This is a genomic window from Pseudomonas fluorescens, from assembly GCF_001307155.1.
Taxonomy (GTDB): Bacteria; Pseudomonadota; Gammaproteobacteria; order Pseudomonadales; family Pseudomonadaceae; genus Aquipseudomonas; species Aquipseudomonas helvetica.
Genome location: NZ_CP012830.1, coordinates 4,383,635 through 4,409,695, shown reverse-complemented (window position 1 = coordinate 4,409,695; position 26,061 = coordinate 4,383,635). Strand labels below are relative to the sequence as shown.

23 protein-coding genes are annotated in these 26,061 nt (G+C 60.7%); 10 read left to right on the top strand and 13 right to left on the bottom strand.

Annotated features, from left to right (window positions below; all coding sequences use genetic code 11):
* Positions 1 to 83: 83 nt before the first annotated feature.
* The 3 genes from AO353_RS20045 to AO353_RS29955 all read left to right on the top strand — a co-directional run bounded on the left by AO353_RS20045 (position 84) and on the right by AO353_RS29955 (position 1,838).
* Entirely contained in the window at positions 84 to 629 is a 546-nt protein-coding gene (locus tag AO353_RS20045) for an Hsp20/alpha crystallin family protein (protein WP_054596518.1), read from the top strand.
* 206 nt (positions 630 to 835) lie between these two features.
* The gene (locus tag AO353_RS20040; RefSeq protein ID WP_054596517.1) at positions 836 to 1,420 is read left to right on the top strand and encodes a Spy/CpxP family protein refolding chaperone; all 585 of its coding nucleotides are present in this window, start codon (positions 836 to 838) and stop codon (positions 1,418 to 1,420) included.
* 31 nt (positions 1,421 to 1,451) lie between these two features.
* Positions 1,452 to 1,838 (top strand): hypothetical protein, encoded by a 387-nt coding sequence (locus AO353_RS29955; RefSeq protein WP_081013772.1) that lies wholly within the window; start codon positions 1,452 to 1,454, stop codon positions 1,836 to 1,838.
* 92 nt (positions 1,839 to 1,930) lie between these two features.
* On the opposite strand, the gene AO353_RS20035 is transcribed toward AO353_RS29955, so the two are convergent.
* The 4 genes from AO353_RS20035 to AO353_RS20020 form a co-directional block, all read right to left on the bottom strand.
* Positions 1,931 to 4,639 carry a cation-translocating P-type ATPase gene (locus tag AO353_RS20035; RefSeq protein WP_054596516.1) on the bottom strand — a complete coding sequence of 903 codons (2,709 nt, stop codon included), beginning with the start codon at positions 4,637 to 4,639 and terminating at the stop codon, positions 1,931 to 1,933.
* A gap of 57 nt (positions 4,640 to 4,696) precedes the next feature.
* Positions 4,697 to 6,499 (bottom strand): DNA polymerase/3'-5' exonuclease PolX, encoded by a 1,803-nt coding sequence (gene polX / locus AO353_RS20030; RefSeq protein ID WP_081013771.1) that lies wholly within the window; start codon positions 6,497 to 6,499, stop codon positions 4,697 to 4,699.
* A gap of 139 nt (positions 6,500 to 6,638) precedes the next feature.
* A complete protein-coding gene (locus AO353_RS20025) occupies positions 6,639 to 7,283 on the bottom strand; it encodes a c-type cytochrome (protein WP_237142908.1) in 645 nt (214 codons plus the stop codon).
* Between the two features lie 40 nt (positions 7,284 to 7,323).
* Positions 7,324 to 8,742 (bottom strand): cytochrome C, encoded by a 1,419-nt coding sequence (locus tag AO353_RS20020; protein WP_081013770.1) that lies wholly within the window; start codon positions 8,740 to 8,742, stop codon positions 7,324 to 7,326.
* Positions 8,743 to 9,047: 305 nt separating this feature from the next.
* On the opposite strand from AO353_RS20020, the gene AO353_RS20015 reads away from it, so the two are divergent.
* On the top strand, positions 9,048 to 10,415 hold the full coding sequence (locus AO353_RS20015; RefSeq protein ID WP_054596514.1) for an erythromycin esterase family protein: 1,368 nt from the start codon (positions 9,048 to 9,050) through the stop codon (positions 10,413 to 10,415).
* Positions 10,416 to 10,421: 6 nt separating this feature from the next.
* Here AO353_RS20015 and AO353_RS20010 read toward each other — a convergent pair whose 3' ends face one another.
* On the bottom strand, positions 10,422 to 11,099 hold the full coding sequence (locus AO353_RS20010; protein WP_054596513.1) for a dienelactone hydrolase family protein: 678 nt from the start codon (positions 11,097 to 11,099) through the stop codon (positions 10,422 to 10,424).
* The gene (locus tag AO353_RS20005) at positions 11,092 to 11,799 is read right to left on the bottom strand and encodes a phosphoribosyltransferase (protein ID WP_054596512.1); all 708 of its coding nucleotides are present in this window, start codon (positions 11,797 to 11,799) and stop codon (positions 11,092 to 11,094) included. Before AO353_RS20005 ends, AO353_RS20010 begins: the two co-directional genes overlap by 8 nt.
* 287 nt (positions 11,800 to 12,086) lie before the next feature.
* Between AO353_RS20005 and AO353_RS20000 the strand changes: the two genes are divergently transcribed.
* Both AO353_RS20000 and AO353_RS19995 read left to right on the top strand, forming a co-directional pair.
* On the top strand, positions 12,087 to 12,653 hold the full coding sequence (locus AO353_RS20000) for a bifunctional pyr operon transcriptional regulator/uracil phosphoribosyltransferase PyrR (protein WP_054596511.1): 567 nt from the start codon (positions 12,087 to 12,089) through the stop codon (positions 12,651 to 12,653).
* 26 nt (positions 12,654 to 12,679) lie between these two features.
* A complete protein-coding gene (locus AO353_RS19995) occupies positions 12,680 to 13,645 on the top strand; it encodes a ribose-phosphate diphosphokinase (RefSeq protein WP_054596510.1) in 966 nt (321 codons plus the stop codon).
* A gap of 18 nt (positions 13,646 to 13,663) precedes the next feature.
* Here the strand turns inward: AO353_RS19995 and AO353_RS19990 are convergent, their stop codons facing one another.
* On the bottom strand, positions 13,664 to 14,224 hold the full coding sequence (locus tag AO353_RS19990) for a nitroreductase family protein (protein ID WP_054596509.1): 561 nt from the start codon (positions 14,222 to 14,224) through the stop codon (positions 13,664 to 13,666).
* A 104-nt stretch (positions 14,225 to 14,328) separates the two neighbouring features.
* On the opposite strand from AO353_RS19990, the gene AO353_RS19985 reads away from it, so the two are divergent.
* The 4 genes from AO353_RS19985 to AO353_RS19970 all read left to right on the top strand — a co-directional run bounded on the left by AO353_RS19985 (position 14,329) and on the right by AO353_RS19970 (position 19,738).
* Positions 14,329 to 15,147, top strand: a complete 819-nt coding sequence (locus AO353_RS19985) for a polysaccharide deacetylase family protein (protein WP_054596508.1) — start codon at positions 14,329 to 14,331, stop codon at positions 15,145 to 15,147.
* Positions 15,144 to 16,418, top strand: coding sequence for a putative glycoside hydrolase (locus AO353_RS19980; protein WP_054596507.1), 1,275 nt, complete (start codon positions 15,144 to 15,146; stop codon positions 16,416 to 16,418). Before AO353_RS19985 ends, AO353_RS19980 begins: the two co-directional genes overlap by 4 nt.
* Complete coding sequence (locus AO353_RS19975) at positions 16,370 to 18,757, top strand: serine hydrolase (protein ID WP_237142907.1); 2,388 nt, start codon at positions 16,370 to 16,372, stop codon at positions 18,755 to 18,757. Before AO353_RS19980 ends, AO353_RS19975 begins: the two co-directional genes overlap by 49 nt.
* A gap of 387 nt (positions 18,758 to 19,144) precedes the next feature.
* Positions 19,145 to 19,738 carry a rhomboid family intramembrane serine protease gene (locus AO353_RS19970; protein WP_054596505.1) on the top strand — a complete coding sequence of 198 codons (594 nt, stop codon included), beginning with the start codon at positions 19,145 to 19,147 and terminating at the stop codon, positions 19,736 to 19,738.
* 25 nt (positions 19,739 to 19,763) lie between these two features.
* Here AO353_RS19970 and AO353_RS19965 read toward each other — a convergent pair whose 3' ends face one another.
* The 6 genes from AO353_RS19965 to AO353_RS19940 form a co-directional block, all read right to left on the bottom strand.
* Positions 19,764 to 20,006, bottom strand: a complete 243-nt coding sequence (locus AO353_RS19965; protein WP_054596504.1) for an acyl carrier protein — start codon at positions 20,004 to 20,006, stop codon at positions 19,764 to 19,766.
* 11 nt (positions 20,007 to 20,017) lie between these two features.
* Positions 20,018 to 21,136 (bottom strand): dihydrolipoamide acetyltransferase family protein, encoded by a 1,119-nt coding sequence (locus tag AO353_RS19960; protein ID WP_054596503.1) that lies wholly within the window; start codon positions 21,134 to 21,136, stop codon positions 20,018 to 20,020.
* Positions 21,137 to 21,188: 52 nt separating this feature from the next.
* Positions 21,189 to 22,169 (bottom strand): alpha-ketoacid dehydrogenase subunit beta, encoded by a 981-nt coding sequence (locus AO353_RS19955; RefSeq protein ID WP_054596502.1) that lies wholly within the window; start codon positions 22,167 to 22,169, stop codon positions 21,189 to 21,191.
* The gene (pdhA, locus tag AO353_RS19950; protein ID WP_054596501.1) at positions 22,166 to 23,149 is read right to left on the bottom strand and encodes a pyruvate dehydrogenase (acetyl-transferring) E1 component subunit alpha; all 984 of its coding nucleotides are present in this window, start codon (positions 23,147 to 23,149) and stop codon (positions 22,166 to 22,168) included. The genes AO353_RS19955 and pdhA overlap by 4 nt, the downstream gene beginning before the upstream one ends.
* The gene (gene acsA / locus AO353_RS19945; RefSeq protein ID WP_237142906.1) at positions 23,146 to 24,927 is read right to left on the bottom strand and encodes an acetate--CoA ligase; all 1,782 of its coding nucleotides are present in this window, start codon (positions 24,925 to 24,927) and stop codon (positions 23,146 to 23,148) included. The genes pdhA and acsA overlap by 4 nt, the downstream gene beginning before the upstream one ends.
* A 90-nt stretch (positions 24,928 to 25,017) precedes the next feature.
* A complete protein-coding gene (locus AO353_RS19940) occupies positions 25,018 to 25,908 on the bottom strand; it encodes a universal stress protein (RefSeq protein ID WP_054596500.1) in 891 nt (296 codons plus the stop codon).
* Positions 25,909 to 26,061 lie beyond the last annotated feature (153 nt).

Genomic DNA, 26,061 nt, shown 5'->3' with positions numbered 1-26,061 from the left:
GGGATGTGTTTTTTCTCGAGGCAGGCGCAGGTGCCCAAAACGTTTGCAGCCCACCTCGACATAGCCAAAGAGGAGAACTGAAAATGTCCAATTCCGTGAAAAAAGTACCGGTTCATACCGAAAAAAAAGCAAGTCCGCTCCCAGCGACGACTGACCTTTGGCGTCCTCTGCAAAAACTGCGGGAACAGGTCGATCACCTGTTCGAAGACTTCAATCGAGGTCCTTTGGGATTATCGCCATTCAGCCGTGGCCTGTTCGACGTCGAGCCGCTTTTATCTCGTGAACTGATGGGTTACGGCGTCCCTGCCGTGGACATCACCGAGAAAGATAAAAGCTTCGACATCACTGTCGAACTGCCCGGTATGGACCAGAAGGATGTCGAGATCAAACTGTCCAACGGCAGCTTGATCATCAAAGGCGAAAAACAGGAAGACAAGGAAGAAAAAAGAAAGGGCTATTACCTCTCCGAGCGTCACTACGGCTCCTTCGAACGGATGTTCAACCTGCCTAAAGGGGTCGACGCCGACAAGATCGAAGCGAGCTTCAGCAAAGGTGTGCTGAGCATATCGCTACCGAAAAAGCCCGAAGCCATGAAACCGGAGAAAATTGTACCGATCAAAGGCAATTGAACCGATGACCGTCCTCCTCACCTTGCCGGGAAACCGGCAAGGTTTTTTTTGCATCGAACATTATGACGGGACACACACCGTCCCCTATTAGCAACCCGTCTATCCGTTTGCCCGTGTGTATGCCGGTTTTCTGATGTGGATCAGATTCTCCCTATGACCGACTCCTATTCTCGAGTTGCCCCCCACGGTATCGAAAGGAGCAGGAGATGAAGAAATCAGGCTTGATCGGCCAATGCCTGTTGATCACGGCAAGCGTCTTACTGTTGCCATCAACCAACACGTTTGCCTACCCTCCCATGTCTTCACCCGGCGGCATGATGTCCAGTCGTCACTCGGATTTCGACTGGGTCAAACACACACAGCAGACCCTGGATGATCTCAAGGGCAAGCTCAATCTCAAGCCGGAGCAAATGTCAGCATGGGATACATGGGCCGCGGGGGTGATAGCGGATGCCAATCAGCAACTGGAAAAGGACAAGCCCGGACCCGCTGAAGCAACGAGCACGCCGAAAGCCCTGATTGATCAAACGACACCGCAAAGAATGGCCAGGGGGATAGAGCGTTTGCGTGCGCAAACCAACTGGATGCAGGCGCAGTTGGCGCGTCTGGACGCGGCTCAGGTGCGCACCAAAACCTTCTACGACGTCCTGGACCCTCAACAAAAGACCATTTTCGACCTGTTCTGGACGGTGATGCATCACCGTTTCTCCGGCCATGACGGTGGGCAGATGCCAATGCACATGTTCAAACACCGGATGGATGGCGACCAGGACGAAACAGGCGAACAGTAAACGTTACTCACAGCGCTATTGAGTAGACATCATGAACATCGACTCGGTAAAAAGTTGCACGCTGATAGGGGCAATCCTGATCGCCACGTGCCTTGCATTACCGGCCAACGCCGACCGACACGGAGGCGGTCATATCGGCGCTCCGTTCTGGTGGGGCATCGGTCTTGGCTTGGGACTGGGCTGGGAAGGCGCGTACCTTCGTGGTCCGTATTACTACCCCTCCTACCCGGTTTACTACTACCCGCCCCCTGTTTATTACTACCCGGCCAACCCGCCCGTGGTGGCAGCGCCCCCCCCCCCCCCACCTGCGCAAAGCTGGTATTACTGCCCTTCAGCCAAAGGCTACTACCCTTATATACGCCAATGCCCTGAAGCGTGGCGCCTGGTTCCGGGGACTCCCTCGGGGCCCATACACTGACAGGCACAACTACGAGCCCACGTCTGGCAGCCCCGAAACGGCTGTGACGTCAGCCAAAGGCTTACCTCATCGACCCAAACGTCCAACGTTTATCACCTGACGGGAGGGTCGACGGGGTGCGCTGCCTTTTTCAATATCCGGCAGCGACTCCGGTACTTGCGAAACTCTTCCAGCACGATCAACGCCAGTGCGAACGGTATTAAAAACACCCAGACCTGCCCGGAAACCGGAGCCGTCCCCAGCAACCGGTTGCCCCATGATGTATAGGCGAACAGCAGGATCAGCAGGACCTCCAGCAACACCCCCCACATGATCAGGCGATTGCCCCGCAGCCCGGTTTGCAGGCACGAGCGGCTGGCACTGCGGCACATGAAGACATTGACGATCTGTAAAACAACAATCGCAATGAGGCTGGCAGTCGTTCCCTGCAAATAGAGCGGGTCATCGAACGCCAATGCCTGCCCCCATGCCCAGCCTCCCCGTGTCAGCACAAAAAAGAACGCGGCCAACGTGCCCAGTGCCTCAATCAGTCCCAGCACCAGATACCCGCGCAATGCCAGGGCCAGATTGAACAGGCGTTGCGCAGGAGGCCGTGGAGGCCTGCGCATGATCTCAGGATCAGCGCGCTCGACCCCAAGCCCCAGCGCCGTCAATGAATCGGTTCCCATGTCGATGGCTAACATTTGCAGGGGCGTGAGCGCCAGGGGAACCCTGACGAGCGCGAAAGCCAGATAGGGAATCAGCTCGGCCATGTTGTGGGCCAGAATATAAGTCAGGAACTTGCGGATATTGTCGAAGACCGCCCGGCCTTCCGAGATGGCGTAAGCGATGCTCGCAAAGTTGTCGTCCAGCAGCACCATGTCCGCCGCTTCCCTGGCGACATCAGTGCCCGACAGGCCCATGGCAATCCCGACATGAGCACTCTTGAGTGCCGGTGCATCGTTAACCCCATCCCCCGTTACTGCAACAATCTCGCCCTTGTCTTTAAGTGCCGTGACAATACGCAGTTTCTGATCCGCCGAGATACGCGCACAGATGATTTGTGGGGCGTCGAGCTCCAGCAACAGCTGGGTTGGCGACAAATGCGTGATCTGCTCGCCGCTGAGCACCAGCGGTGCCGCAACGGTTACCAGACCGATTTGCCGGGCAATGGCGACAGCGGTATGCGGATGATCGCCAGTGACCATGACGATTTTGATGCCGGCTTGCCGACAGGCCGTTACCGCCGCAGGCACTTGCGGCCTGGGTGGATCCTGCAGACCTGCCAACCCCGCCAATACCAAGCCTTGCTCGCAAGGCTCCTGCCCCGGCGCCAACCAGCGCCAGGCCAATGCCAACACGCGTAATCCTCGGTCGGCCATGTTCTCTTGCGACGCCAGGATGTTCGCCCTCATCTCGGCAGAAAGCGGCTCTGCTCGCTGCGAATGCCAGGTTGACTCACAAAGTGGCAGCACTTTCTCCAAGGCCCCTTTACACAGCAACACCCGTCCCTCGGGAAAGTCGTAGACCACAGACATGCACATACGACGGGGGTCGAAAGGCAACTCGCCAACACGCTGCGCCTCACTCCACTGCGCTATCTGTGGCCTGGCCAATTGCACTAACGCCTGTTCCATCGGGTCGCCGCAGTAGGTCTGTGCCTCACCCTGCCCTGTGAGATGCAAGTTGTGACAAAGCCCGGCCGCCCAAAAAAAAGGCAGGTTCGCCGTACACAACGCGGAGGACAGGTCGTGTTCGACGTCCGGGTACTCATTGCCATCCAGCCACGCAGCCTGCACGGTCATTCGATTCTGGGTCAGTGTCCCGGTCTTGTCGGTACAAATCACGGTCACGGACCCGAGCGCCTCCACACAGGGCAAGTGACGAATCAACACCTGGTGGCGAGCCATCCGCTGGGTGGCCAGCACCAGTGCAAGGGTCAACGTTGGCAAGAGCCCCTCAGGCACCATGGCCACGATCAGGCCGATGGCAAAAATGAAGTCCTCCCAGAACGGCACGCCGAACAGGCTACCCAGAAAGAAGAACAGCACACTGATACCCAGTGAAAGCGCCAGAATACTGCGACTCAGACGGATGATCTGCAGACGCAATGGCGAGGTCTCGTCACCACTGACTTCGGTCAGATGGGCGATACGCCCGAACTCGGTCTGTACGCCTGTGGCAAACACCACGGCGAGGCCTTTGCCCGAAATGATTGATGTCCCGGCCAGCACAATGTTTCGGGCATGCAGCCGGTCGTCGCTCTCACAGGCACCAGCATCCCGGGTTTCAGCAGAGGACTCGCCGGTAATCGTGGCGTTATTGACCCGCATACCGCTGGCTTCGATCAGTCGGCCATCGGCCGGGACACTGTCGCCTTCGCTTAACAGCATCAGGTCGCCGGGCACCAGCTCATCAATGGCAATCGCCCGGACGGTTCCATCACGCTGCACTTGCACCTGTTGTGGCAGTAGCTTGATCAAGGCACTCAAGGCCTTTTCGATACGGTATTCCTGCCAGTACGAAAACAGCCCACTAATCAGGATGACCGCAACAATCGCCACGCCCAGGCGCCCCATTCCCTGCCCCGGCACTTGCCACTCGACCGCAAAGGACAGCAGTGCTGCGATCCACAGCACAATGGAGAACAATTGAGCGAACTCTGCGAGCAGCGCCCACAACCGGTTGCGACGCTTGGCCGGTGCAACGCGGTTTGGCCCGAACTGCTGCAAGCGCCGCCGAGCCTCGTCAGAAGACAATCCCTGGGCCGTGGTGTGAATGCTGGCCAGAGCCTCGGCGACCGACTGCTGATGAATGTTCATCTGGGCGCCATGGGTGGTGAAAAGGAATCGCCCACTTCAATCCTCATCAATAGCCATTTATCCCCGGGCAGAACAGGCGCTCAGGAACGCCTTGAGTTCCTTCAGGGGACGGGTGTTGAGCACGTCGGTTTTTTCCAGCCAGGCACGCCGTGCCTGAGCGATTCCATACTGCAAATAGGCAAAGTCAACGGTGCGATGCGCATCCGAGTTGATGGCAATGAGCACCCCTTCATCCTTGGCGTAGCGGCACTGCAGGTCGAACAGGTCCATGCGTTGCGGCTGCGCATTGAGTTCCAGGCAGCAACCACGCTGCCGGGCCGCCTTGATGATGACCGGCAGATCCAGGTTCAGCGGGTCGCGCTCATTGATCAACCGGCACAACGGGTGCGCCAGAATCGTGAAATAGCGATGATCCATGGCCCTGAGCAAGCGTTGGGTCTGCTGACGCAACGTCAGGCCGAAATGGCTGTGTACGGCGCCGACCACCAGGTCCAGGCGCCCGAGGATATCGTCCGGCAGGTCCAGGCTACCGTCTTCGAGAATGTCCACCTCGATGCCCTTGAGCAAGGTCACGCCCCGCAAGCGGCTGTTGAGCGCATCGATCTGGTCGATGTGCTTGAGCAGCCGGTCGGCATCCAGGCCATGGGCCACTCTGAGGGACCGCGAATGCTCGGTAATCGCCAGATAGTCCAGCCCGGCCTCCCGCGCGGCAAATGCCATCTCTTCCAGGCTGTTGCCCCCATCCGAGGCGCGGGTGTGAGCATGCAAATCGCCCTTGAGGTCACTCAACTCGATCAGCCTGGGTAAATGACCTGCCTCTGCCGCGGCAATCTCACCGCGATTCTCGCGCAGTTCCGGTGTCATCCATTCCAGCCCCAGCGCCTGGTAAACGGAATCTTCGGTGGTGCTGGCCACACATTTTTTTGCCCTGAAGAGGCCATATTCACTGAGCTTGAGACCTTGCTTCTGAGCCCGTTGGCGAATCGCGATGTTATGCGCTTTGCTGCCGGTGAAATACACCAGGGCGGCGCCATAGACCGCCGGCTCGACCACCCGCAGATCCACTTGCATGCCGGTGCCCAGTATCACGCTGGTACGGGTGCGACCCTGCGCCAGCACAGTGGCAATGTCCGGATGCTGGATAAAGTGCGCCGTAACGTCCACCGACGGTGCCGCGGCCACCAGAATATCGATATCGCCGATGGTGTCGCGCATCCGTCGCAAGCTGCCGGCAACCGTGGCTGCCTCAACGCCTGGCAGCTGCTGCAGGTACTCGGTCAGTCGCTGGGCCAGCGGCGCCACAAAGGCCAATGGCAACCGGCGGTCCCTGCCGATGCCCTTCTGCGCGGCGTTCAACAGTCGGGCCTCCATCTTTTCGCCGAAGCCAGGCAGATGGCGAATGCGTCCGTCTTTAGCCGCCTGACACAGTTGCTGCGCGGTTTCGATGCCCAGGTCGTGATAAAGGTGTTTAACGCGTTTGGGCCCCAGCCCGGCAATGGAAAGCAGCTCGACCAGCCCCAAGGGCAATGTCGTGCGCAGGCGTTGGCGCAGAGCGCAATCGCCGGTGGTGACGATTTCGTTGATCTTGCCGGCAAGGTCGACCCCAATGCCCGTGAGTTTGGGCAGCGGTTCACCCCGCACGATCAGCTTCGCGACCTCAAAGGTCAAAGCCCTCAGGGTTCGCGCGGCATTGCGGTAAGCGCGGATACGGAAGGGATTGGCGTCCTCGATTTCCAGCAGATCGGCGATATCGTCAAAAATCGCAGCGATTTGATCATTGCCGATCGCCTGCCCGACCTTGGCCGATGAAGAGGGTGAGGTTGGCAACGGATCTGGAAGCGGTGCCGCAGTGAGCTTCATGGCGCAATCCTGACTCAGTGGAGGTCACTGGATCAGGATTGCCGATCCCGCCACACGGTCATTGATATAGATCAGACAGTGCCTGAAGGCCTGGAACCGCGACGTGCCCTCAGGCTCATCGCCGGTGCCGCGAAGGCCCTCATTTTTTTGCCCCGAGTGTCGCAATGTAATGCGCGACAGAGGCGGCATCTTCGTCAGACAGGGAATGAGTGACCTGCTTCATCAGCTCGCCACGCGGGCGCTGGTCGGTCTGCTGGAACACCTTGAGCTGGCGGATCATATACTCGGCATGTTGACCTGCCAGGCGCGGAAACTGGCCATTGCCCTGGCCCTCGGCACCATGGCAGGAGCTGCACTGGGCGACGCCCGAGCCAGGCAAGCCCTTGCGGAAGATCAATTCGCCGCGTGGATCAAACTTGTCGGCGTCAGCCTTCATGGGGCTCTGGCTGGAAAAATAGTCCGCCAGTTCGCTGATCTGGGTCTCTGTCAAATGGGTAAATCCCCACATGTACTGGGTCCCGGTTTTATCGCTGCGGACATGGCCCTTGAAGTCAGTCAGTTGCAGCTTCAGGTACTCTTTTTGCTGGCCGGCCAGCTTGGGAAACATCGGTGAGACCGACTCCCCCGTCAATCCGTGGCACATGGAGCAAACCTTGTCGACCATGGCGATGCCGGACATCGGCGAGGTTTTTTCCGAGGCCTGTTCGGTCGTACCGGTGCAGCCCGTGAGCGCAACCACGCAGAGGGCAAGCAATAAATGCGATCGATTGAAAGTACTCTTCATGCCCGTTGCGTTCATGGTCTACGCCCCTGCGTTCAACTGATCAAAACGCGTACCACATATAAAGATAGGTGGTGTCGTTTTCGCTGGCATCACGGCCATTGCCGTCATAGTTGTTCGTTGCGCCCAAATAGCGGGTGAAATAGTTGTATTGGAGCCCGACCCTGAGGTTCTGCATCGGTAACCAGAACACCTCTGGCGTCCACATTTGTGTATCGGGTGAAAAACTGGCGCTGTCCGGGTACGCCGTGGCATCCGAGCTGCCATTGACATTGGTATACGCCAGGCTCGCACCATACTTGCCACCGTACACATAACTGCCCTTCAGTTTGAAGGATCGCAGGGTTGCAGGTCCGTCGAAGAGGGTCTGGGTGCCATCCCTGATTTCTTCCCTGACATAACGTATCTGTGCCGTGAAAGTATGGGGCTCAAGGAGGTACTGATACTGGCCATCGAAGCCTACGTCCCGGTACTCGGTACTGCCCTGGCCATGGATCGGATTGTTGGAGTCGTCCAGGGGCAGAATTTTGGCATTCATCGCAAAGGCCCCCAGCATCACGTTTTGGGCCCCCCATTCGTAGGTATAGGCCAGCCGTGCATAAGGGCTTGAGCCATCCATGTACGTCAACGGATGGTAGGTGTCGCCCTTCTTGTTGCCCAGGCTCAGAAACTGCCATGTGTCTTTGGCGGTCTGGTAGGAAGTCAGCTCCAGATACAACGACTTGTTCAAATAAACATAGGCACCGATACCCGCCACCTGTTGAGCCAATCCCCCCTCGATCAGCGTCGAGGCAGGGACCCCGCCAAAGGCGCCCAGGGTTGAACTGACATACGGATAGCCCCACGCAGGCGTGCTGTTCCAGACATCCTGAACCGTGGGGTTGTTATGCAATGTGACGCCCCAGATGACATCTCGTGAGGCATCCAGCCGGCTGTCTGCATAACGCAGGTCAAAGTTGTCCGAGCCCAGGTGACTGACCCAATTACCCGAGGCGTCCTGGTGGTCATAGGAGCTGTAGGTGAATTGGGCAAAGCCGCCGATAACGTCAGTGATTTTTCCACCGAGGAACACGCTGCCGAAATCAATGATGAATTGCTTGTCTTTGGGTGAAATCGAGCTGCCCGCACCGTCGCTGTTGTTACGCGTCGAGGTGAAATCGCCGACGATCATCGCGGCCAGGGGGTTGGTTTGTACGCCGTTGGTGTACCCCGTCAGCTTGAACAGACGCCCATAAGGTGTCAGCTCGGGAAATTGCCCGCCGGCATGGCAGGCAATGCAACTTTGTCCGGTTTGGCGTGCAAAGGAAGGCAAGGCCTGCGCTGACTGACAAAACAGCAGCACTGATAACGCCACCAGCAGGGTGCCCGGTCGCCGGAGTAATGTGGTTAAAAAAGCTGACCCGGAAAAAAACGACTGCGCCACCGACTTCATCCCGCCTGCTTCGCCGTCCTTCACATTCATCTCAGCTCCCTCTGAAAAGAGACTGTCGAACGATTTAAACCTGAATGGAGCCTAGTCAGACGCTAGCCATTTACAAGTGCTGGCGCGCGCTGCGCCACTCAAGTCCGCAACGCACATCACGCACATCGCGTCAGGTCATCTTCAGCAGCCTGCGGACGCGCGATCCAGACACGTTCTCCTGGGGCATTGCAGCCTTTGTTGACGAAACTCAATGAATCGTCTGGACCAAGGTGTAGGAATAATCAAAGAGGCAGCCCAGCGGGCTGCACGTCGGTTAACCCCTCCTCTTGATAGGGACGACGCTCATGACCTCTCCTTCGCAAAAACTGCTGGAAAAACTTTACGGTCCGCGCAGCACTGTTGCGAGAACCACTATTGCCCCTCTGTTACGTCAATATGCGGAACCGCTGCCGGAATTGAATTCAGACGCCTTCGGTGAAATGTTCGACCGTTACGCTGATGCGCGGGTAGTGATGATCGGTGAGGCCAGCCATGGCACCAGCGACTTCTACCGAACCCGGGCGGCGATTACCCAAAGACTGATTGAACAGCACGGGTTCACGATTGTGGCGGTTGAAGCGGACTGGCCAGATGCCGCGCATGTTGACCATTATGTCCGCGGGCTGGCCCATACAGCCTGGAAACGGCATATCTTCAGCCGATTCCCGACCTGGATGTGGCGCAATACCGATGTGAAAGCATTCGCCCACTGGCTGCATCAATACAACCACAAGCACGCCCCCGAGCGTCGAGTCGAGTTTCGCGGATTGGACGTCTACAGTTTGCGCAATTCCATCCACGAGGTCCTGAGTTATCTGGAGCGGGTCGACCCGCATCTGGCACACGAAGCACGACGGCGCTATGGCTGCCTGACTCCCTGGCAGGATGAGCCTGCGTTGTACGGCCACTTTGTTGAACGTGGTGGGCTGATGCCCTGCGAGCAAGCGGTGGTCGAGCAGCTCCATGACATGCTGGCCGAGCAGCTGGCCGGGCTTATCCACGACGACGAGGCGTTCTTCGATGCCACGCAAAACGCCCGGGTCGTCCGGGCGGCGGAACAATACTACCGAGCGATTTATCGAGGCTCGACCGCCTCCTGGAACCTGCGTGACCGGCACATGTTCGACACACTGCGGGGGTTGCTTGAGCACCGAGGCGCTCACGCCAAGGCCGTGGTCTGGGCGCACAACTCCCATATCGGCAATGCCGCTGCCACGGAAATGGGCTGGAAGGGCCAGTTCAACATCGGTCAGCTGTGTCGCAGCGCCTATGGGCGCGATGTCGTTCTGATCGGCATGAGCACCGACCGTGGCCAGGTGGCGGCAGCCGATGACTGGGACGCCGACATGCTCATCAAGGACATCCGGCCATCTCGCCCGGACAGTTGGGAACATCAGTTCCTTAAAGCCGGCGTCCCCGCGTCTTTGACCGACTGGCGAGATCCCCTGCGCGAAGACCTGCGCAAGGCGCTGTCCGAGCCTCTGCTGGAGCGGGCCATCGGGGTGATTTACCGCCCCGAAAGCGAGCGCAGCAGCCACTATTTCGAGTCGGTGCTGGCCGAGCAATTTGACGCCATGGTGTGGATTGAACAGACGCAAGCGGTGACGGCGCTGCCTCTGCCGAAAAGCCAGGCGCTGGAACCGGAAGACGAAACCTTTCCGTTTGGCGTGTGATACCGGTCAGGGACTGATGGAGGTCTCTGAACGAGTGCCACGCAGATGTCTCTCGAACCAGTCGCCAGCAAGTCTGGCGACTTCTTCGAGGGTGCCTGGTTCTTCAAACAGATGCGTAGCGCCCTCCACGACTTCCAGACGCTGTTCACAGCGCAGAACGTGACTGCTTTGCACGTTCAGACGCACTACCACCGGGTCCTCTGCTCCGACGATTTGCAAGGTCGGCGCCCTTACCTGGGACAGCGCCGCACCTGCCAGGTCGGTCCGCCCTCCCCGGCTGACCACCGCATGGACCACGTCCGGGCGCTCGGCCGCCGCCAACAGCGCCGCAGCGGCCCCGGTGCTTGCGCCAAACAGCCCGATCCGCAGCGATTGCAGTTCCGCGTCCCGGCCAATCCAGTCGATCACCTGCACCAGTCGCCGGGAAAGCATCGCGATATCGAAACGCAGCTCCCGCGTCACGTTATCCAGGCGCTGCTCCGGCTCCGTGAGTAAATCGAACAACAACGTGCCCAGTCGTCGGCGGCCCAGAGATTCTGCAACCTGCTGGTTACGAGGGCTTGAACGGCTGCTGCCGCTGCCATGGACAAAAACCACCAATCCGGCAGCATTCATCGGCAAACGCAGGTCGGCTGACAGCTCCACGTCCTCCAGGCTCAGTTTTCGATAGTGAGACTCAAGCATCGGAGTTCTCCCGAGGGGCAATGCCCGTACTGGACTCGCGTTGCCAGGCTCTTTGCAATAGATCGATGACTTCCGCATCCGAGGTCTGGGTGAAGTTCATGTACCAATAGCCGATCGACATCAGCCACTCGGGAATGAGCGGACACACCAGTTCATCCACTTCGGTGCGCAACGCCTCGACCGTCTCAAGCGGCGCCACGGGCACGGCAACGACAATGCGCGACGGTGCTTGCAGGCGCACAGCGTGGATCGCGGCCATCATCGAGGCCCCTGTCGCCAGGCCGTCATCGACCAGAATCACCACCTGGTCCTTGAGTACCACCGGCGCACGCGTTGACCGGTACAAATGCTCACGACGAGAGAGTTCCCGGGTTTCCCGGGCGACCACGGCATCGAACGTATCCTGATCAATCGGGTGAGCCCGTAGCGCCCCCTCATTGACGATTTGTACGCCGCCACTGGCAATGGCGCCCATGGCGTATTCTGGCTGGGAAGGAACTCCCAACTTGCGGACCAGCATCAGGTCCAGGCGAACCTCCAGGGCTGTCGCTACTTCATAGGCCACCGGGACACCGCCACGGGGCAAGGCCAGAACGATGACATCCGGTCGATGAGCGTATTTGCGCAGCGGCTCAACCAGGGTTCGACCGGCAGCGGTCCGGTCGCGCAAGGTGGTTTGCAGTAAGGGACTGTGTGTCATTTGAAAACCTCCTGAAGCCATCGGGCCAAATCCATACCGCCAGAACGCCGCAAGGCAGCCATACAGGACAGGTTCAGTCGTACTACCGAGAAGCCTTTACAACCCATGAGCGCGCGGCAAGTGCTCAGCTATGTGCCAATACCCTTTTTTAAATTCAGAATCCTCCCATGAAGTCTCCCCGGTCTTGATTTATATCAAGTCCCCGCGCAAGGCACAGATGCCCGGCGCCGTCAGCTACGGCCCCCTTGCGCTATGATCAATCTATCGGCCCTGAACGGGAGACTGCCATGCCGACCCTACCTGCGAGTCAGCGGTTGCGCGTGTACGACAGCGATGAACTCGACAGGGTACTGCAGGCGATGGCGCGCCAGGCTGCGGCACTGTTGCCGCCTACTCAAGCGGTACTGATCGGCATCCAGCGCCGCGGCGAGCCGCTGGCACAGCGTTTACAGCACCATCTGTCGCGTCAGACCGGCCAGCCGGAACTGCCTCTGTACCCCCTGAAGGTCAAGCGCTATGCCGATGATCTCAGCGTGCTGCATGCACACACGCAATTGACCGAAAACCCGCTTCTGGGCGCACTGGACCTCGCCAGTACCACCCTGCTTGTTGTCGATGACGTGCTGTTTGAAGGCCATTCGCTGCTGCGCACCTGCGCGTATCTGGCGCAACTCGGTGCGCGTCGGGTCTACACCGCGGTATTGGTCGATCGGCACGTCTGCCAGCAGCCGATTCATGCCGATATTGTCGGCGTGCATCTGCAAGTTGCCGCCAATGACATCGTCGAATGCAACGTACCGCCCTACGAAGCGGAGTTTTGCATCGAAGTTCTGCGTCATGGTGCCGCCCACTGACGGCAGTGCCTTGAAGGAGCCATCACATGCTCACCGAACGCCCGCTTCTGTTTGCCCTGCAAGGCAGTGAGCACTACGCGAGCCGCGTCGCGCAGCGGCTTGGCTGTCAACTGGCGCGCCACGAAGAGCGTGACTATGAAGATGGCGAGCATAAATGCCGCCCGTTGGAATCAGTCAACGGTCGCGAGGTGGTGGTGTTCCATTCCTTGTATGGGGATGACCGGCAGAGCGCAAACGACAAGCTGTGTCGCCTGCTGTTTTTTTGCGGCGCACTCAAGGATGCCGGCGCTCGCCAGGTGCAGGCCGTGACGCCCTACCTCTGCTACGGGCGCAAGGATCGTCGTACCCAACCTCAGGACCCGACGATCACCCGCTACGTGGCGGCCATGATTGAAGCCTGCGGCGTGGATCGCCTGGTGGCGCTGGAGGTGCACAACCCGGCAGCGTTTGATAACGCCTTTCGCATTCCCACCTGGAACGTGCAGTGCGCGGAATTGTTCGCCCGGCATTTCGCCGGGTTCGTCGGCGACGCCGAGGTGGTGTCGGTTTCCCCGGACGCCGGCGGCACCAAGCGCGCCGAGCAATTTCGCCAGGCCCTGGAGCGGCAACTGGGACGCGTGGTGGGCGGTGCGCTGATGGAAAAACACCGTGCTCAAGCAACGTTCACCGGCACGCTGCTGGTGGGTGAAGTGCTGGGTAAAACCGCGATCATTTTCGACGACCTGATCAGCACCGGTGAAACGCTGATGCATGCGGGCCTCGCCTGCCAGCAGGCCGGTGCCACCCGGTTATTTGCAGCCGCCACCCATGGTTTGTTCACTGGTGGCAGCGACCTGCTCGACAAGCCCCTGTTTGAACACCTGGCGGTTTCCGACAGCGTGCCTCCGTTTCGGCTGCCCCCCGACTGTGTCGCCCACCGTTTGCACGTACTCGACAGCACCGCACTGATTGCCACCTTGCTGGCTGAAAACGGAGCGTTTGCTACCGTCTGAGCACATGCGGCCTCCTGCTCAGCCAATCCAGCGGATCTCGGGGTCCTTGTGCTGGACGGGCGCAGGCGCAGACTTCGGATGGCCAACGATGATCGGCGCCACGGGCCTCGATCCGGCAGGGAGACCCAATACATGCTTGCCCTCCGGCGTATTGAGAAAGCCCTGGGCAAAACCGATCCAGCAGGTGCCGAGTCCTTCAGCGTACGCGGCAAGCATCAGATTCTCGGCCGCCAGGGCGCAGTCTTCGACGATCCACGGACCTGGCGCGCTCCCCGAAATCAGGATGAGCACCGGTGCGTGATAGAAGATCTGGAAGCCTGGATCGTTGAGCATCGAATAAAAGTGCTCGGACTGGGTCCCTGCGGGCACTGTCGCGAGCAGGTGGGCCTTCGCTTCGCGCGAGACCCGGTCCAGCAGTTCCTGATCGCGGATCACCGTGAACGTCCACGGTTGTTGGTTGACTGCGCTGGGCGCCTGGATGGCGGCATTGATCAAGCGACGAATGATGAATTCATCAACAGCTTCTGTCGTGTACTCACGCGTCGAGCGACGGCCCGAGATCGCCTCATTGATATTCATGGCGGCAAGCCTCAAATATTGTCGTTTCATACAGTGGCCCGCCAACGAACATCTACTATTGATTTAGATCAAATCAGGGCAAACCTGCCAAACGGGGGGCTTATATGAGCAGCGCGATCCGGCTTCTGGTGTGCGCTGTGCTGGTGTGCATCGGCGGGCTGGCCTGGGGCGCAGACGCTACCGCGCCAAGCGCCGAACCGCGCGTCACGATCCTCGTTTACCACCGTTTTTCGCAGACGCTGGATGACTCGATGACCGTGCGCATGAGCACCTTCGAAACCCAGTTACGCGTCCTCCACGAGCATGGCTACCACATCGTGCCGCTGCGTGAGGTGGTCAATTGGTTGCAGGACCCAAGTGCGACGCTACCGCACAAGCCGGTGGTGATCACCGTCGACGACGGGCATCGCTCGGTATTCGAAAAACTGCTGCCCATCGTGCAGCGCGAGCGTTTTCCGGTCACGCTGTTCATCTATCCATCGGCGATCTCGAACGCCTCCTACGCAATGACCTGGGAGCAACTGCGCAGCCTGAAACAGACCGGACTCTTTGACATCCAGGGGCACACGTACTGGCATCCCAATTTCAAGGTCGAGCGCAGACACCGTACGCCGGCAGATTTCCAGCAATTCGTGCGTATGCAACTCGACAAATCCCGTCAACGCCTGGAGGCGCAAACCGGTACGCATATCGACATGCTCGCGTGGCCTTTCGGGATCTACGACGACGAGTTGATCGCACTCGCCGCCGACGACGGTTATGTGGTCGCCTTCACCCTGGACGCGCGCAAGGCGGACCGGCATGCGCGGCTGCTCGCGCTGCCGCGTTTTCTGATGACCGATGCCTACGGCGCCAGCGCATTCGCGCACCTGCTTGGCGAACCGAACACCCCGACGATGCCCGCAACGGAGAGCGCACGATGACCTTTATCAGCGCAGTGAGGCGCTATGCAATCCCGACGCTGCTCGTCGTCTTTACTACCCTGTTGAGCCAGCGAGGCGCCCTGGCCGTCACGGGTGTCGTGCTCGACTCAAGCACGCAGAATCCGCTCGCCGACGCGATCATCACCACATCGGCGGGTGTGATGCGTACCGACGAACACGGGCAGTTCGAAATCGCTCAGGCGGTGGAGAACGTTGCGGCCCGCGCTCCAGGGTATTTGCGCACCGAAGCCAAGGTGTCCGGCGATACACCTGTGACGCTCGCGTTGACCCCGTTTCGCCCGAAAGCGCTGTATTTGTCGGTGTTCGGCGTGACCAACAAGACGTTGCGCAATAATGCCCTCAGCCTTGCCGAAAGCAGCGAGATCAATGCGCTGGTGATTGACGTCAAGGGCGACCGCGGCCTGACGCCGTATCGCAGCGCGGCGCGCGAGGCCATCGGCGCGGCTGCCCAAGTGACGGTGCGCGCACCACAGGACCACGACTTTGCGGCGCTGCTTGCCCGGCTACATGAGCAACACCTGTATCTGATCGCGCGCATCGTGGTGTTCAAGGACGACCCGCTCGCCAGCGCGCATCCAGAGTGGAGCGTGCACACCACAGACGGCCAACCGTGGCGCGATCTCGAGAAGCTGCAATGGATGGATCCGTTTTCGCAGGATGTATGGCGGCACAATCTGGACGTCGCCGAGGAGGCGGCGCAGATGGGCTTCGACGAGGTCCAGTTCGACTATGTGCGCTTTCCCGACAAGAGTGGGCTGCACTTCGCCCTGTCCAATACCCGGCGCAACCGGACCGCGGCGATCGTCGGTTTCCTGCAGGCCGCACGCACACGGCTGGCGCCCTACAATGTATTCGTCTCTGCGGACATCTTCGGCTACGTCTGCTGGAATCTGGACGATACCGCGATCGGCCAGCAAATCGAATTGCTCGGCGAGCCGCTCGACTATATTTCACCGATGCTCTACCCGTCCGGTTTTACTTGGGGGCTGCCGGGCTTGACCAATCCGGTCAGCGATCCCGCTCAGATCGTCAGACGCTCCCTGGCGGAAGCAATCAAGCGCACCCATCTGCCGGGGGTGCGTTTTCGTCCGTGGCTGCAAGCCTTTCGCGACTATGCATTCGATCGTCGCCTGTTTGATGCGGCAGCGATCAGTGCCCAGATCAACGCCGCCAATGCAGCCGGCACCGATGGATGGATGTTATGGAATCCACACAATCACTACAACGCCGCCGATATGCCGCACCCTTGATCGGTGCGCTGAAACGCTGGGTAATGCTGCTTGCAATGGTGGCGGCGCAGTTCGCCGGTGCCGCCGATTTCGATGCGGTGGCACGCCTGCAAGCCGCACAGATCGTCGAGGGGCAGATCACTGCCGGACGGATTCCGGGGGCCGTCGTGCTGATCGGGGACGCCACGCATGTGTTCTATCGCCAGGCCTTTGGGCAACGCGCGACAACGCCCGACCCCGAACCGATGACGCTGAGCACCGAGTTCGATCTTGCGTCGCTGACCAAGGTCATCGCGACCACCACGGCGATCATGCAACTGGCCGAAGCCGGCCGCATCGACCTGGACGCACGCGTTGCACAGTATTGGCCGGCCTTTGCGGCCTTCGGCAAAGACCCGGTGACCGTTCGTCATCTGCTGGCGCACACCTCCGGCCTGCTGCCAGACCTGCCGGTGCGGCCACTGCATCCGGACCGCGAAGGCGTCTTGAGCGCGATTGCGGCGCAGCGTCTGCGGAGCGTGCCAGGTGAGCGCGTCATCTACAGTGACCTGAATTTCGTGGTGCTGGGCGAACTGGTCGAGCGCATCACCCACCGCACGCTCGACGCGTATTGCCAGGCCTACATCTTCGGCCCGCTCGGTATGCGCGACACGGTCTTTGTGCCGGACCCCGGGCGAGCGGCCCGCAGTGCACCGACACTGGCGAACAAGGCCGGTATCCGCCGCGGCCGCGTGCACGATCCGACTGCTGAATGGATGGGCGGCGTCTCCGGCAACGCCGGGCTGTTTTCCACCGCGGATGACCTCGCCCGCTTCGCGCAGATGATGCTCAACCAAGGGCGCGCTGGCAGCGTGCAAATTCTGCGGCCAGCAAGCATCGCCGCGCTCACCAGTGCCGCCTCGCCGCTCGCGACTCCACCGTGGCGCGGACTCGGCTGGGACCTGGCCGCACCGTTCGCGTCGAACCACGACCGTCTGCCACCGATTGGCATGATCGGCCACACCGGATACACCGGCACCGGCCTGTGGATCGATCCGCTGACGCGCCAATTCATCGTTATCCTGACCAACCGCGTGTACCCGGACGACCGCGGTGACGCCCGCCCGCTGCGTGCGCAGTTGCTCGCGCTGCTGGCAAGCCGGGCTCCACCTGCGAGCGTCGCGCAAATCGGCCAATGGCTGCCATCGACGTTGCCGGCGCTGAGTGCCGCCGAACGCCTGCCGGTCTCGACGGGCCCGGTGCAGACCGGCATCGACGTGCTCGAGACGCAGCGGTTTGCGCCGATCGCCGGCAAGCGCGTGGGCTTGATCACCAATCGCAGCGGCTTCGACGCCGAAGGCCGGCGCACCGTCGACGTACTCGCGCACGCGCCTGGCGTCAGGCTGGCAGCACTGTTCTCGCCGGAGCATGGGCTGAATATCGATGTGGACGAGCGGGTCGGCGACACCCTCGACACCGCGACCGGTCTCACCGTACACAGTCTCTACGGCGCGGCGCGGCGCTTTCCGGCCGGTTCGCTCGCCGGACTGGATGCGCTGGTCTTTGACATCCAGGATGCCGGCGTGCGCTTCTTCACCTACGAGACGACGCTCGGCTACGCACTCGAGGCCGCGGCGGCGCGGCGCATTCCGCTGTTCGTGCTGGACCGGCCCGATCCGCTCGGTGCGCAGCAATTCGGCGGACCGGTGCTGGACAGCCGTCAAGAATCGTTCACCGGCTATTTTCCGGCGCCGCTGCAACCGGGCATGACGGTCGGCGAACTGGCGAGTCTGTTCAACCGCAACAAGCACATTGGCGCGGATCTGCGCGTTGTGCCGATGCAGGGCTACCGGCGTGAGATGACCTTCGCCGACACCGGGCTCGGTTGGGTGCCGCTCTCGCCAAACCTGCGCACGTTGTCCCAACTGGACCTCTACCCGGATGTCGGTTTGCTCGAGGGCGCGAGACTGAGCGTGGGACGCGGCACAGCGCATCCGTTCGAGTGGATCGGCGCGCCGTGGATCAACGCGACCCAGCTCGCCCATGCGCTGAATGCCCTCAACGTTGGCGCGCATTTCGAGCCGATCGACTTCGTGCCCACTGAATCGAACTGGCACGGTCAGCTCTGTCATGGCGTGAGCATCACGCGCAACCCGGTGCCTGAGCAACGGCCCGTCGCACGCCTGGGATTGGCGCTGCTCGCCACGCTGCATGCGCTCTATCCCGGTGCGTTCGATATTGCGGCGACCCGCGGCTCAATCGGCTCGCAAATCGTCTGGCAAGCCATTCGCGACGGCATAGCGCCTGACGCCGCGCTAGCACTCGATGCCGCAGCGCTTGAGCGTTTCGCGCGACTGCGGCAGGAGAACTTGTTCTACTGACCTTGATGCGACGCGCAAACCGTCGTGGCATCGACAGACGCGATTGACTGATATGGGTCAAGGTTTCGCAAGGGTCACGCGCTAGGGTCTGTTGACGTTTGGTGGCGGCCGCGACGGATGCCCGCTTGGTGCAGGGCAAGGCGCGAGGAACGCGGTTTGGTTGTTCCAAATAAGTTCCGAGCAACGCAGCCCTGCACCAAGCGGGCCCCGTCCCTTCGGGTTGCGTGCCAACGTGCGCGAGGCTGCGTTGCGGGATTTGCTAAGGGAACAACCATTAGCGGCATCCCGCGCCTTGCCTCGCACACGTTGGCCCAGCAACGCGGCTCGCCACCAAACGTCAACAGACCCTAGGGTGAGATAGCCGGTCTAGCGGAGTCGCAGGGCATCATGACCATCGCACTGATCGTATTGAATTTCGCGGCATTTCTACTGGAAATGTCGGACCCGAACCGCATTGTCAGCGAGTTCGCGCTTTGGCCACTTTCCCCCGCGGACGCCGATCAGCCGCCGTTTTACCTCTGGCAGATGGTGACGTACAGCGTGCTGCACGCTAACGTGACGCACCTCGCCTTCAACATGCTCGGCCTCTACATGTTCGGCCGCGATGTCGAGCGGACCCTCGGGCGCGTGCGCCTGGTGACGCTGTATCTCGCCAGCGTCGTGAGCGGTGCCGTCGTGCAGGTAGTGGTGGCGCTGCTGAGCCTTCATAGCCATCCGACGATTGGCGCATCGGCCGGCGTCTTCGGCCTGCTGGTCAGTTACGCGATGCTGTTTCCGACACGTCGGGTGATGCTGCTGTTTCCGCCGATCCCGATGCCGGCATGGGTGTTCGCAACCGCCTATGGCTTGATCGAACTGTTTCTCGGCGTCAGCGGCACTGAGGCCGACGTGGCTCACTTTGCCCATATCGGCGGCATGCTCGGCGCGATTGCCCTGCTGCTCTACTGGGCTCGCAACCACCGTCGCTCATGGACTGACTGAGATCAGCGGGTGTTCGGCACCGGGTTTACCCTTTTTGCACCAGATAGTTGATGAGCCTGTCCAGAGTATCCACCTGCAGGTAATCGGCTTCAGGAATGGCTATACCGACACGCTTGTTCAAGGCGTCGATAAACCGCAGCCAGTCCATGGAGTCCAGGTCGACCTCTTCGCGCAGCGGCCGGTCATTGCGTAACTGCTCGATATCCACTTCCGGAGCAATACCTTTCAAAGCGCTCAAGACCTCGTTGCGGATCATTTCCGGGCTCATGTGTTCACTCCTCAAAGGTTCTCTGGCGATTGCAGCCAGTGACGGACTTCTCCCAGAAAGCGCGCGCCATAGTGACCGTCGCTGACCCGATGATCGGCTGACAAACTGCTGACCACGGTGGGCATGACACACAGTTGACCCTCTTTCACCCACGGTCGCTCACAGATGCGACCGAAACCGACCAGGGCCACTTGCGGCGGGTAAACGACGCCCAGCACGCTGTCGACGCCCTGATCGCCGAGTTGAGTGACCGTCAGGCCTGCACCGCTGAGTTCGGAACTGCGCAGAGAGCCACTGCGAGCACGCTCCACCAGACTGACGAGGTCACTCATCAAGCGGGCCAATGGCGTATTGGCGACATCGTGCAGTACCGGGGCGACCAAACCGCCCTGACGCAAGGTGATCGCCACCCCCAGATCAGTAGCGGTCGCCGACACAAAGGCGCCGTCCTGCCAGAAACCGTTGAGCTGCGGATAATTGCCCAGCGCCAACGCCACCGCCTTGAGCAGCAATACGCTGGGCAACAGGCGTTCCTGCAACGGGCTTTGCGCGTTGTGGGCCTGTAGCCAGGCCACGGCATTGCCCAGGGCAATCGTTTCACTCAGGTAATAATGGGGAATCTCGCGTTTTGAACGACTCATGGCCGTGGCGATTGCGTGACGCATGGCCTGCTGGCGATCGGGTTCTGCAACCGTGCGGCCGGCCGTCTCGACATCCTCCAGAGTGATGACACCCCGTGGGCCATGGCCCTTCAGTTGACTGACGTCCAACCCCAATTCGGCGGCGCGCCGGCGGGCCACCGGCGATAGTCGCGGACGGCTGGCGGCGAGGTTTTGCCCTGCAATCACCGCGGGCGCAGGCGTCGCTGTTCGTCGTACGCTCTGCGGGCTCTCTCCCGGCTCCAGCACCAGCGCCATAGGCGTGCCTACCGGGACTTTGGCGCCAACCTCGAGCAGCAGTTGCAAGACCGTACCGTCATGCCAGTACTCCACGTCTATGGCCGCCTTTTCCGTATCGACTACAGCAATCACCTGACCGGGCTTGAGCGTATCGCCTGGCTGGATCTTCCACTCCAGCAACGTGCCTTCGTCCATATCGGCGCCCAGGGACGGCAGATTGAACTCGATCATGCTTGATACTCCCGGACTGGCCCACCGGTGCGACACGCTGCGGGCATCCTGTTCATGTCGCCTGACACAGCTCACGAGCGGCCGCGACAATCGTCGACACCTGTGGCAGCGCCGCCTCTTCCAGATGCCTGGGATAGGGTATCGGCACCTCGGCGCTGCACACGCGTGACGGCGGCGCATCCAGCTCGAAAAAGCCCTGCTCGACGATCCGCGTGATGATCTCGGCCGACAGGCTGCCGCTGCGCCAGCCTTCATCGACCACCAGCGCCCGACGGGTTTTGCAGACCGATGCCATGATGGTCTGGTCATCCAGAGGGCGCAGTACCCGCAGGTCGATGACTTCGCAATCGATGCCCTCCCCGGCCAGTTGTTCTGCCGCCGCCAGGGCCTTGCCAAGTGTGCCGCCGTAAGCAATCAGGGTCAGGTCCTTGCCGGCACGACGGACCTTGGCGGAGCTGATGTCGAGGGTCTGCCACTCACCCGTTTCACCTTCCAGGCTGTAGAGCTGGGCATGTTCGAAAATCAGCACCGGATCAGGGTCCAGCAATGCTGGCCAGAGCATGCCGCGTGCGTCTTCAACGGTCGCCGGTGCGAGAATTTTCAGTCCGGGAATGTGTGCGTACCAACCTTCCAGGCTGTGGGAATGCTGGGCGGCAAGCTGGCGTCCCGCGCCCGTCGCCATGCGCACGACCAGAGGGACGGAGAATTGTCCGCCGGACATATGCCTCAAGGCTGCCGCCGTGTTCATCAGCGGATCGAGCGCGAGCAGACTGAAGTTCACCGTCATGATTTCTACAATCGGCCGCATGCCACCCAGCGCCGCGCCGATACCGGCCCCCACGAAGCCCAGTTCGGACAACGGCGCATCGCGAATACGCTCGGGGCCAAACGCCTCCAGCAACCCCAGGGAGACGGCATAGCTGCCACCGTAACGGCCGACGTCTTCACCCATCAGAAACACTCGAGGGTCGCGCTGCAAGGCTTCACGCAGTGCCTCGCGCAGCGCTTCGCGGTACGTCGTGCGCGGGCTCATGATGCCGTCCCCGGGGTGTAGACATCACGGGACAAATCCTCGACCGGCTCCAGGCTCCCGCTGTCGGCAAAAACGACGGCGGCCTCCACTTCAGCGTCCACCTCGGCGAGGATCGCCTGAAAACCGGCCTCGTCCAAAAGCCCTTCGGCCTTGAGCCGGGCGCTGTAGGTATGAATCGGTCCGCGGGTCTTCCATTGCTCCACCTCGGCCTTGTCACGATACAGCTGCGGGTCGAACATCGAGTGGGCACGAAATCGATAGGTGCGAAACTCCAGAAAATAAGGCCCGCGTCCCGCCCGGATGTGCTCGACCGCAAGACAGGTCGCCTCGTACACCGCGATCACGTCCATGCCATCGACGGATCGAGCCTCGACTTTATACGCCGAGGCTTTGCTGCACAGGTCGGTTTGCGACTGCGAACGCGCCAGGGCCGTGCCCATCGCATAGAGGTTGTTCTCACAACAAAACAACATGGGCAATTGCCACAAGGCGGCGAGGTTGATCGACTCATGAAACGCGCCTTCAGCCATCGCGCCTTCACCAAAAAAGCACGTCGAGAGGCGCGATCCGCCCTGCATGTGCTCGGCCAGCGCCAGGCCGACCGTGAGCGGCAAGCCACCGGCGACGATGGCATTGCCGCCGAAGAAGCGGGTGCTGACATCGAACAGGTGCATTGAACCGCCGCGTCCTCGCGAACAGCCTTCCTGGCGACCATACATCTCGGCCATGATCGTCTTCATCGGGACACCCTTGATCAGGGCATGCCCATGTTCGCGATACGTCGCAACCAGCGCATCGTTGGCCGCAAGCGCATGCAGAGCGCCGACGGCGACCGCTTCTTCACCGATGTAAAGGTGCAGGAAGCCACGGATCTTGCCCTCGCCGTACAGCTCGCCGGCGCGCTCCTCAAGACGGCGGATACGCAGCATGTCCCGGAGCAGGCCCAAGGCTAGCTCCTTGGGCAGTGATGAGAGACTCATGACGGATTCTCCAGGCTTGAGGTATCGCCTTCAGGCAAACCCAGCTCCCGGGCCTTGAGCAGTCGCCGCATGAGTTTTCCGCTGCGGGTATGCGGAAGGGCCTCCACAAATTCCAGCTCCTTGGGCGCGACCACGGCCCCGAGGCGCTTGCGTCCATGGCCGAGCAACTCGTCGTGCAGGGCCTGGCTGGCAGTGAAACCGCTCTTGAGCGAGACAAAGACTTTCACGGTTTCGCCCAACAACGGATCGGGCTTGCCAATCACCGCGGCCTCGGCCACGGCCGGGTGTTCCATGAGCGAGCTTTCAACCTCGAACGGACCGATCAGGTGCCCGGCCGACTTGATGACATCGTCGCTGCGACCAATAAACCAGTAGTAGCCATCGGCATCGCGACGCACGAGGTCGCCGCTCAGGTACCACCCTGCGACAAAGCACTGGCGATAACGCTCCTCCTGTCCCAGGTAGGTGCGGAACATCGCAGGCCACGGCTGTTTCAGGGCCAGCTCACCGACCTCATTGTCACCCAGATAGTCCAACTCCCCCGCCGCGCCGCGCACGACGACGGCCGCCTCGACACCGGGCAACGGCTTGCCCATGGAGCCTGGCTTGATGGTCATGGCGACGGTGTTGGCAATCATGATGCCGCCGGTTTCGGTCTGCCACCAATTGTCGTGGATCGGCAGCCCCAGCACCTCCTGGCCCCACCACACAGCCTCGGGGTTAAGCGGCTCTCCGACGCTGGCAATAAACCGCAGACAGGGGAAACGATGGCTGTGTGCCAATTCGGCGCCCGCTTTCATCAAGAGACGGATGGCCGTCGGTGCCGTGTACCAGACCGTTACCTGTTGCTTTTCAAGAGTCCGGTACCAGCGTTCGGCATCGAATTCACGGCCCTCCACCACACTGGTCACGCCCAGCAACAACGGCGCGATGATGCCGTAGGACGTCCCTGTGACCCACCCCGGATCGGCACTGCACCAATAGATATCGTCGGGGTGCAGATCCAGCGCGTATTTTCCGGTGACCCGGTGAGTGAGCACTGCGCCGTGGACATGCAACACGCCTTTGGGGGTGCCTGTGGTGCCGCTGGTGAAGTGTAAAAGTGCCGGGCTGTCGGCCGTCGTATGAGCAATCTCGAAATGGTCCGTGGCATTGGCCAACAGTCGATGCAGACTGAGCGTGCCTTCCACAGGCGTCGTATTCCCACCCTCTTCGTCATACAACAGCACATGCTTGAGTGCCGGCAGACGTTCACGAATTGCCGCGACCTTGTGGCGGTAGAGCGTTTCGCTGGTCAACAGCACACTGCCTTCGCCAAGACGCAGGCGGGTTTCGATGGGCTCCGGACCGAATGCGCAGAATAATGGCGAAACCACGCAACCGAGCTTGAGCCCCCCGAGCACGCCCAGGTACAGCTCCAGTCCTCGGCCACACAGCACAAATAGTCGTTCGCCGGGAACCACGCCGAGTGTTTTCAGCACATTGGCGAATCGGTTGCTGAGGAGACTCAGCCGGGCGTAGCTGATGTCGCAGCGTCCACCATTGCGATCGAGAATTCGCAACGCCGTATGCCGTCGATGCTTGCCTTCTGCATGCCGGTCCACGGCCTCATACGCAAGGTTCAATCCGCCCCCCGGCAAACCGGCCAGAGCGCTGGCTTCCCCCTGCCAGGAAAAGCCCTCGCGGGCCTGCACGCTATCGAGCCAGTTCGGTGTTACCGGCAAGTCGGTCAGCGTTTTCCTGATGATCGACGCATGCATCATCTGCCCCTCGCCCATGGTGCTGGCTCAATCGCAGCCCACAAAACCGGTTGCCGGTTTGGCTTGGGCTCCCAGCCAAACCGGCCGTCAATCCACCGCCAACAGCCCCTAGACCGCGAGAACGCTGCAAGGCACCTGATACAGGATATGTTCGGTCGTACTGCCGAGAAGCTTGTCCAGCCCGTGGGACTGGACTCTGCCCATCACGATCACATCCACCTGTTGCTCATCGGCAAACTCGCTCAACGCCGAGACCGGGCTCCCCATGATGAAATGTCGACGGTCAGAGGGCACACCGAATCGACCGGCCAAGCGCAGGAATGACTTTTCCAGTTCTCTGCGCAGTTCCCGGGTAAGGTCTGCCAGCGTCAACCCGCCACCGCCCATATCGCCGAGATAGGCCGCCGAAATGTCACAGGCATACAGCAGGTGCAATTCGGCATTGCACTGCAGCGCCAGGCTGTTGGCCTGCTGGATGATCCGGTCATTCAGCTCACTGTTCGAAGACGCGGTATCCGACGAGTCAACCGCTGCCACCACCTTGCGCGGCAAGGCATGACCACTTGCGCCCACCAGATACATCGGTATCGGGCAGTGGCGCAGCAAGTGCCAGTCCAGAGGGGTGAAGAATGCACGTTTGAGCGCAGGCTCATGCTGCACTTGCTTGATCAGCAGGTTGGGCTGCATTTCGCTGACGTGATCAAGGATCGCCTGCTGCATGTCGTCGGCCCATGCCACCTCGGTGGTCACCTCGATGCCCCTGCCGCGCATCTTTTCCGCCTGATCCTTGAGCCAATCGCTATGGTCCTGGAGGTAACTCTGCCGAGCTTTTTCCCGCACGCCTTCTTCAAGCAGTGACAGGATGTCCAGCGATGGTACTAACGCGGCAATATGCAGGCTCGCCCCGCTGGCCTTGGCCAGGGCAGCGGCATGGTGTATCGCAGGGGAATGGCGCTGGGCCGGGTTGATGATCAGTAATAACCGTTGATACTGGCTCATGATCTGAACTCCAGACAGGTTGGACTTCGACGCCTGCCGCTGCCCCTTGCTGGTGGTCAGCCATTGCGTCCTCGCTGGATCAAATCACCAGCGTTGACTCAGCGTCCTCCCCACAAGCCTGCTTGATCTTGATTTATATCAAGTCACCGCGCA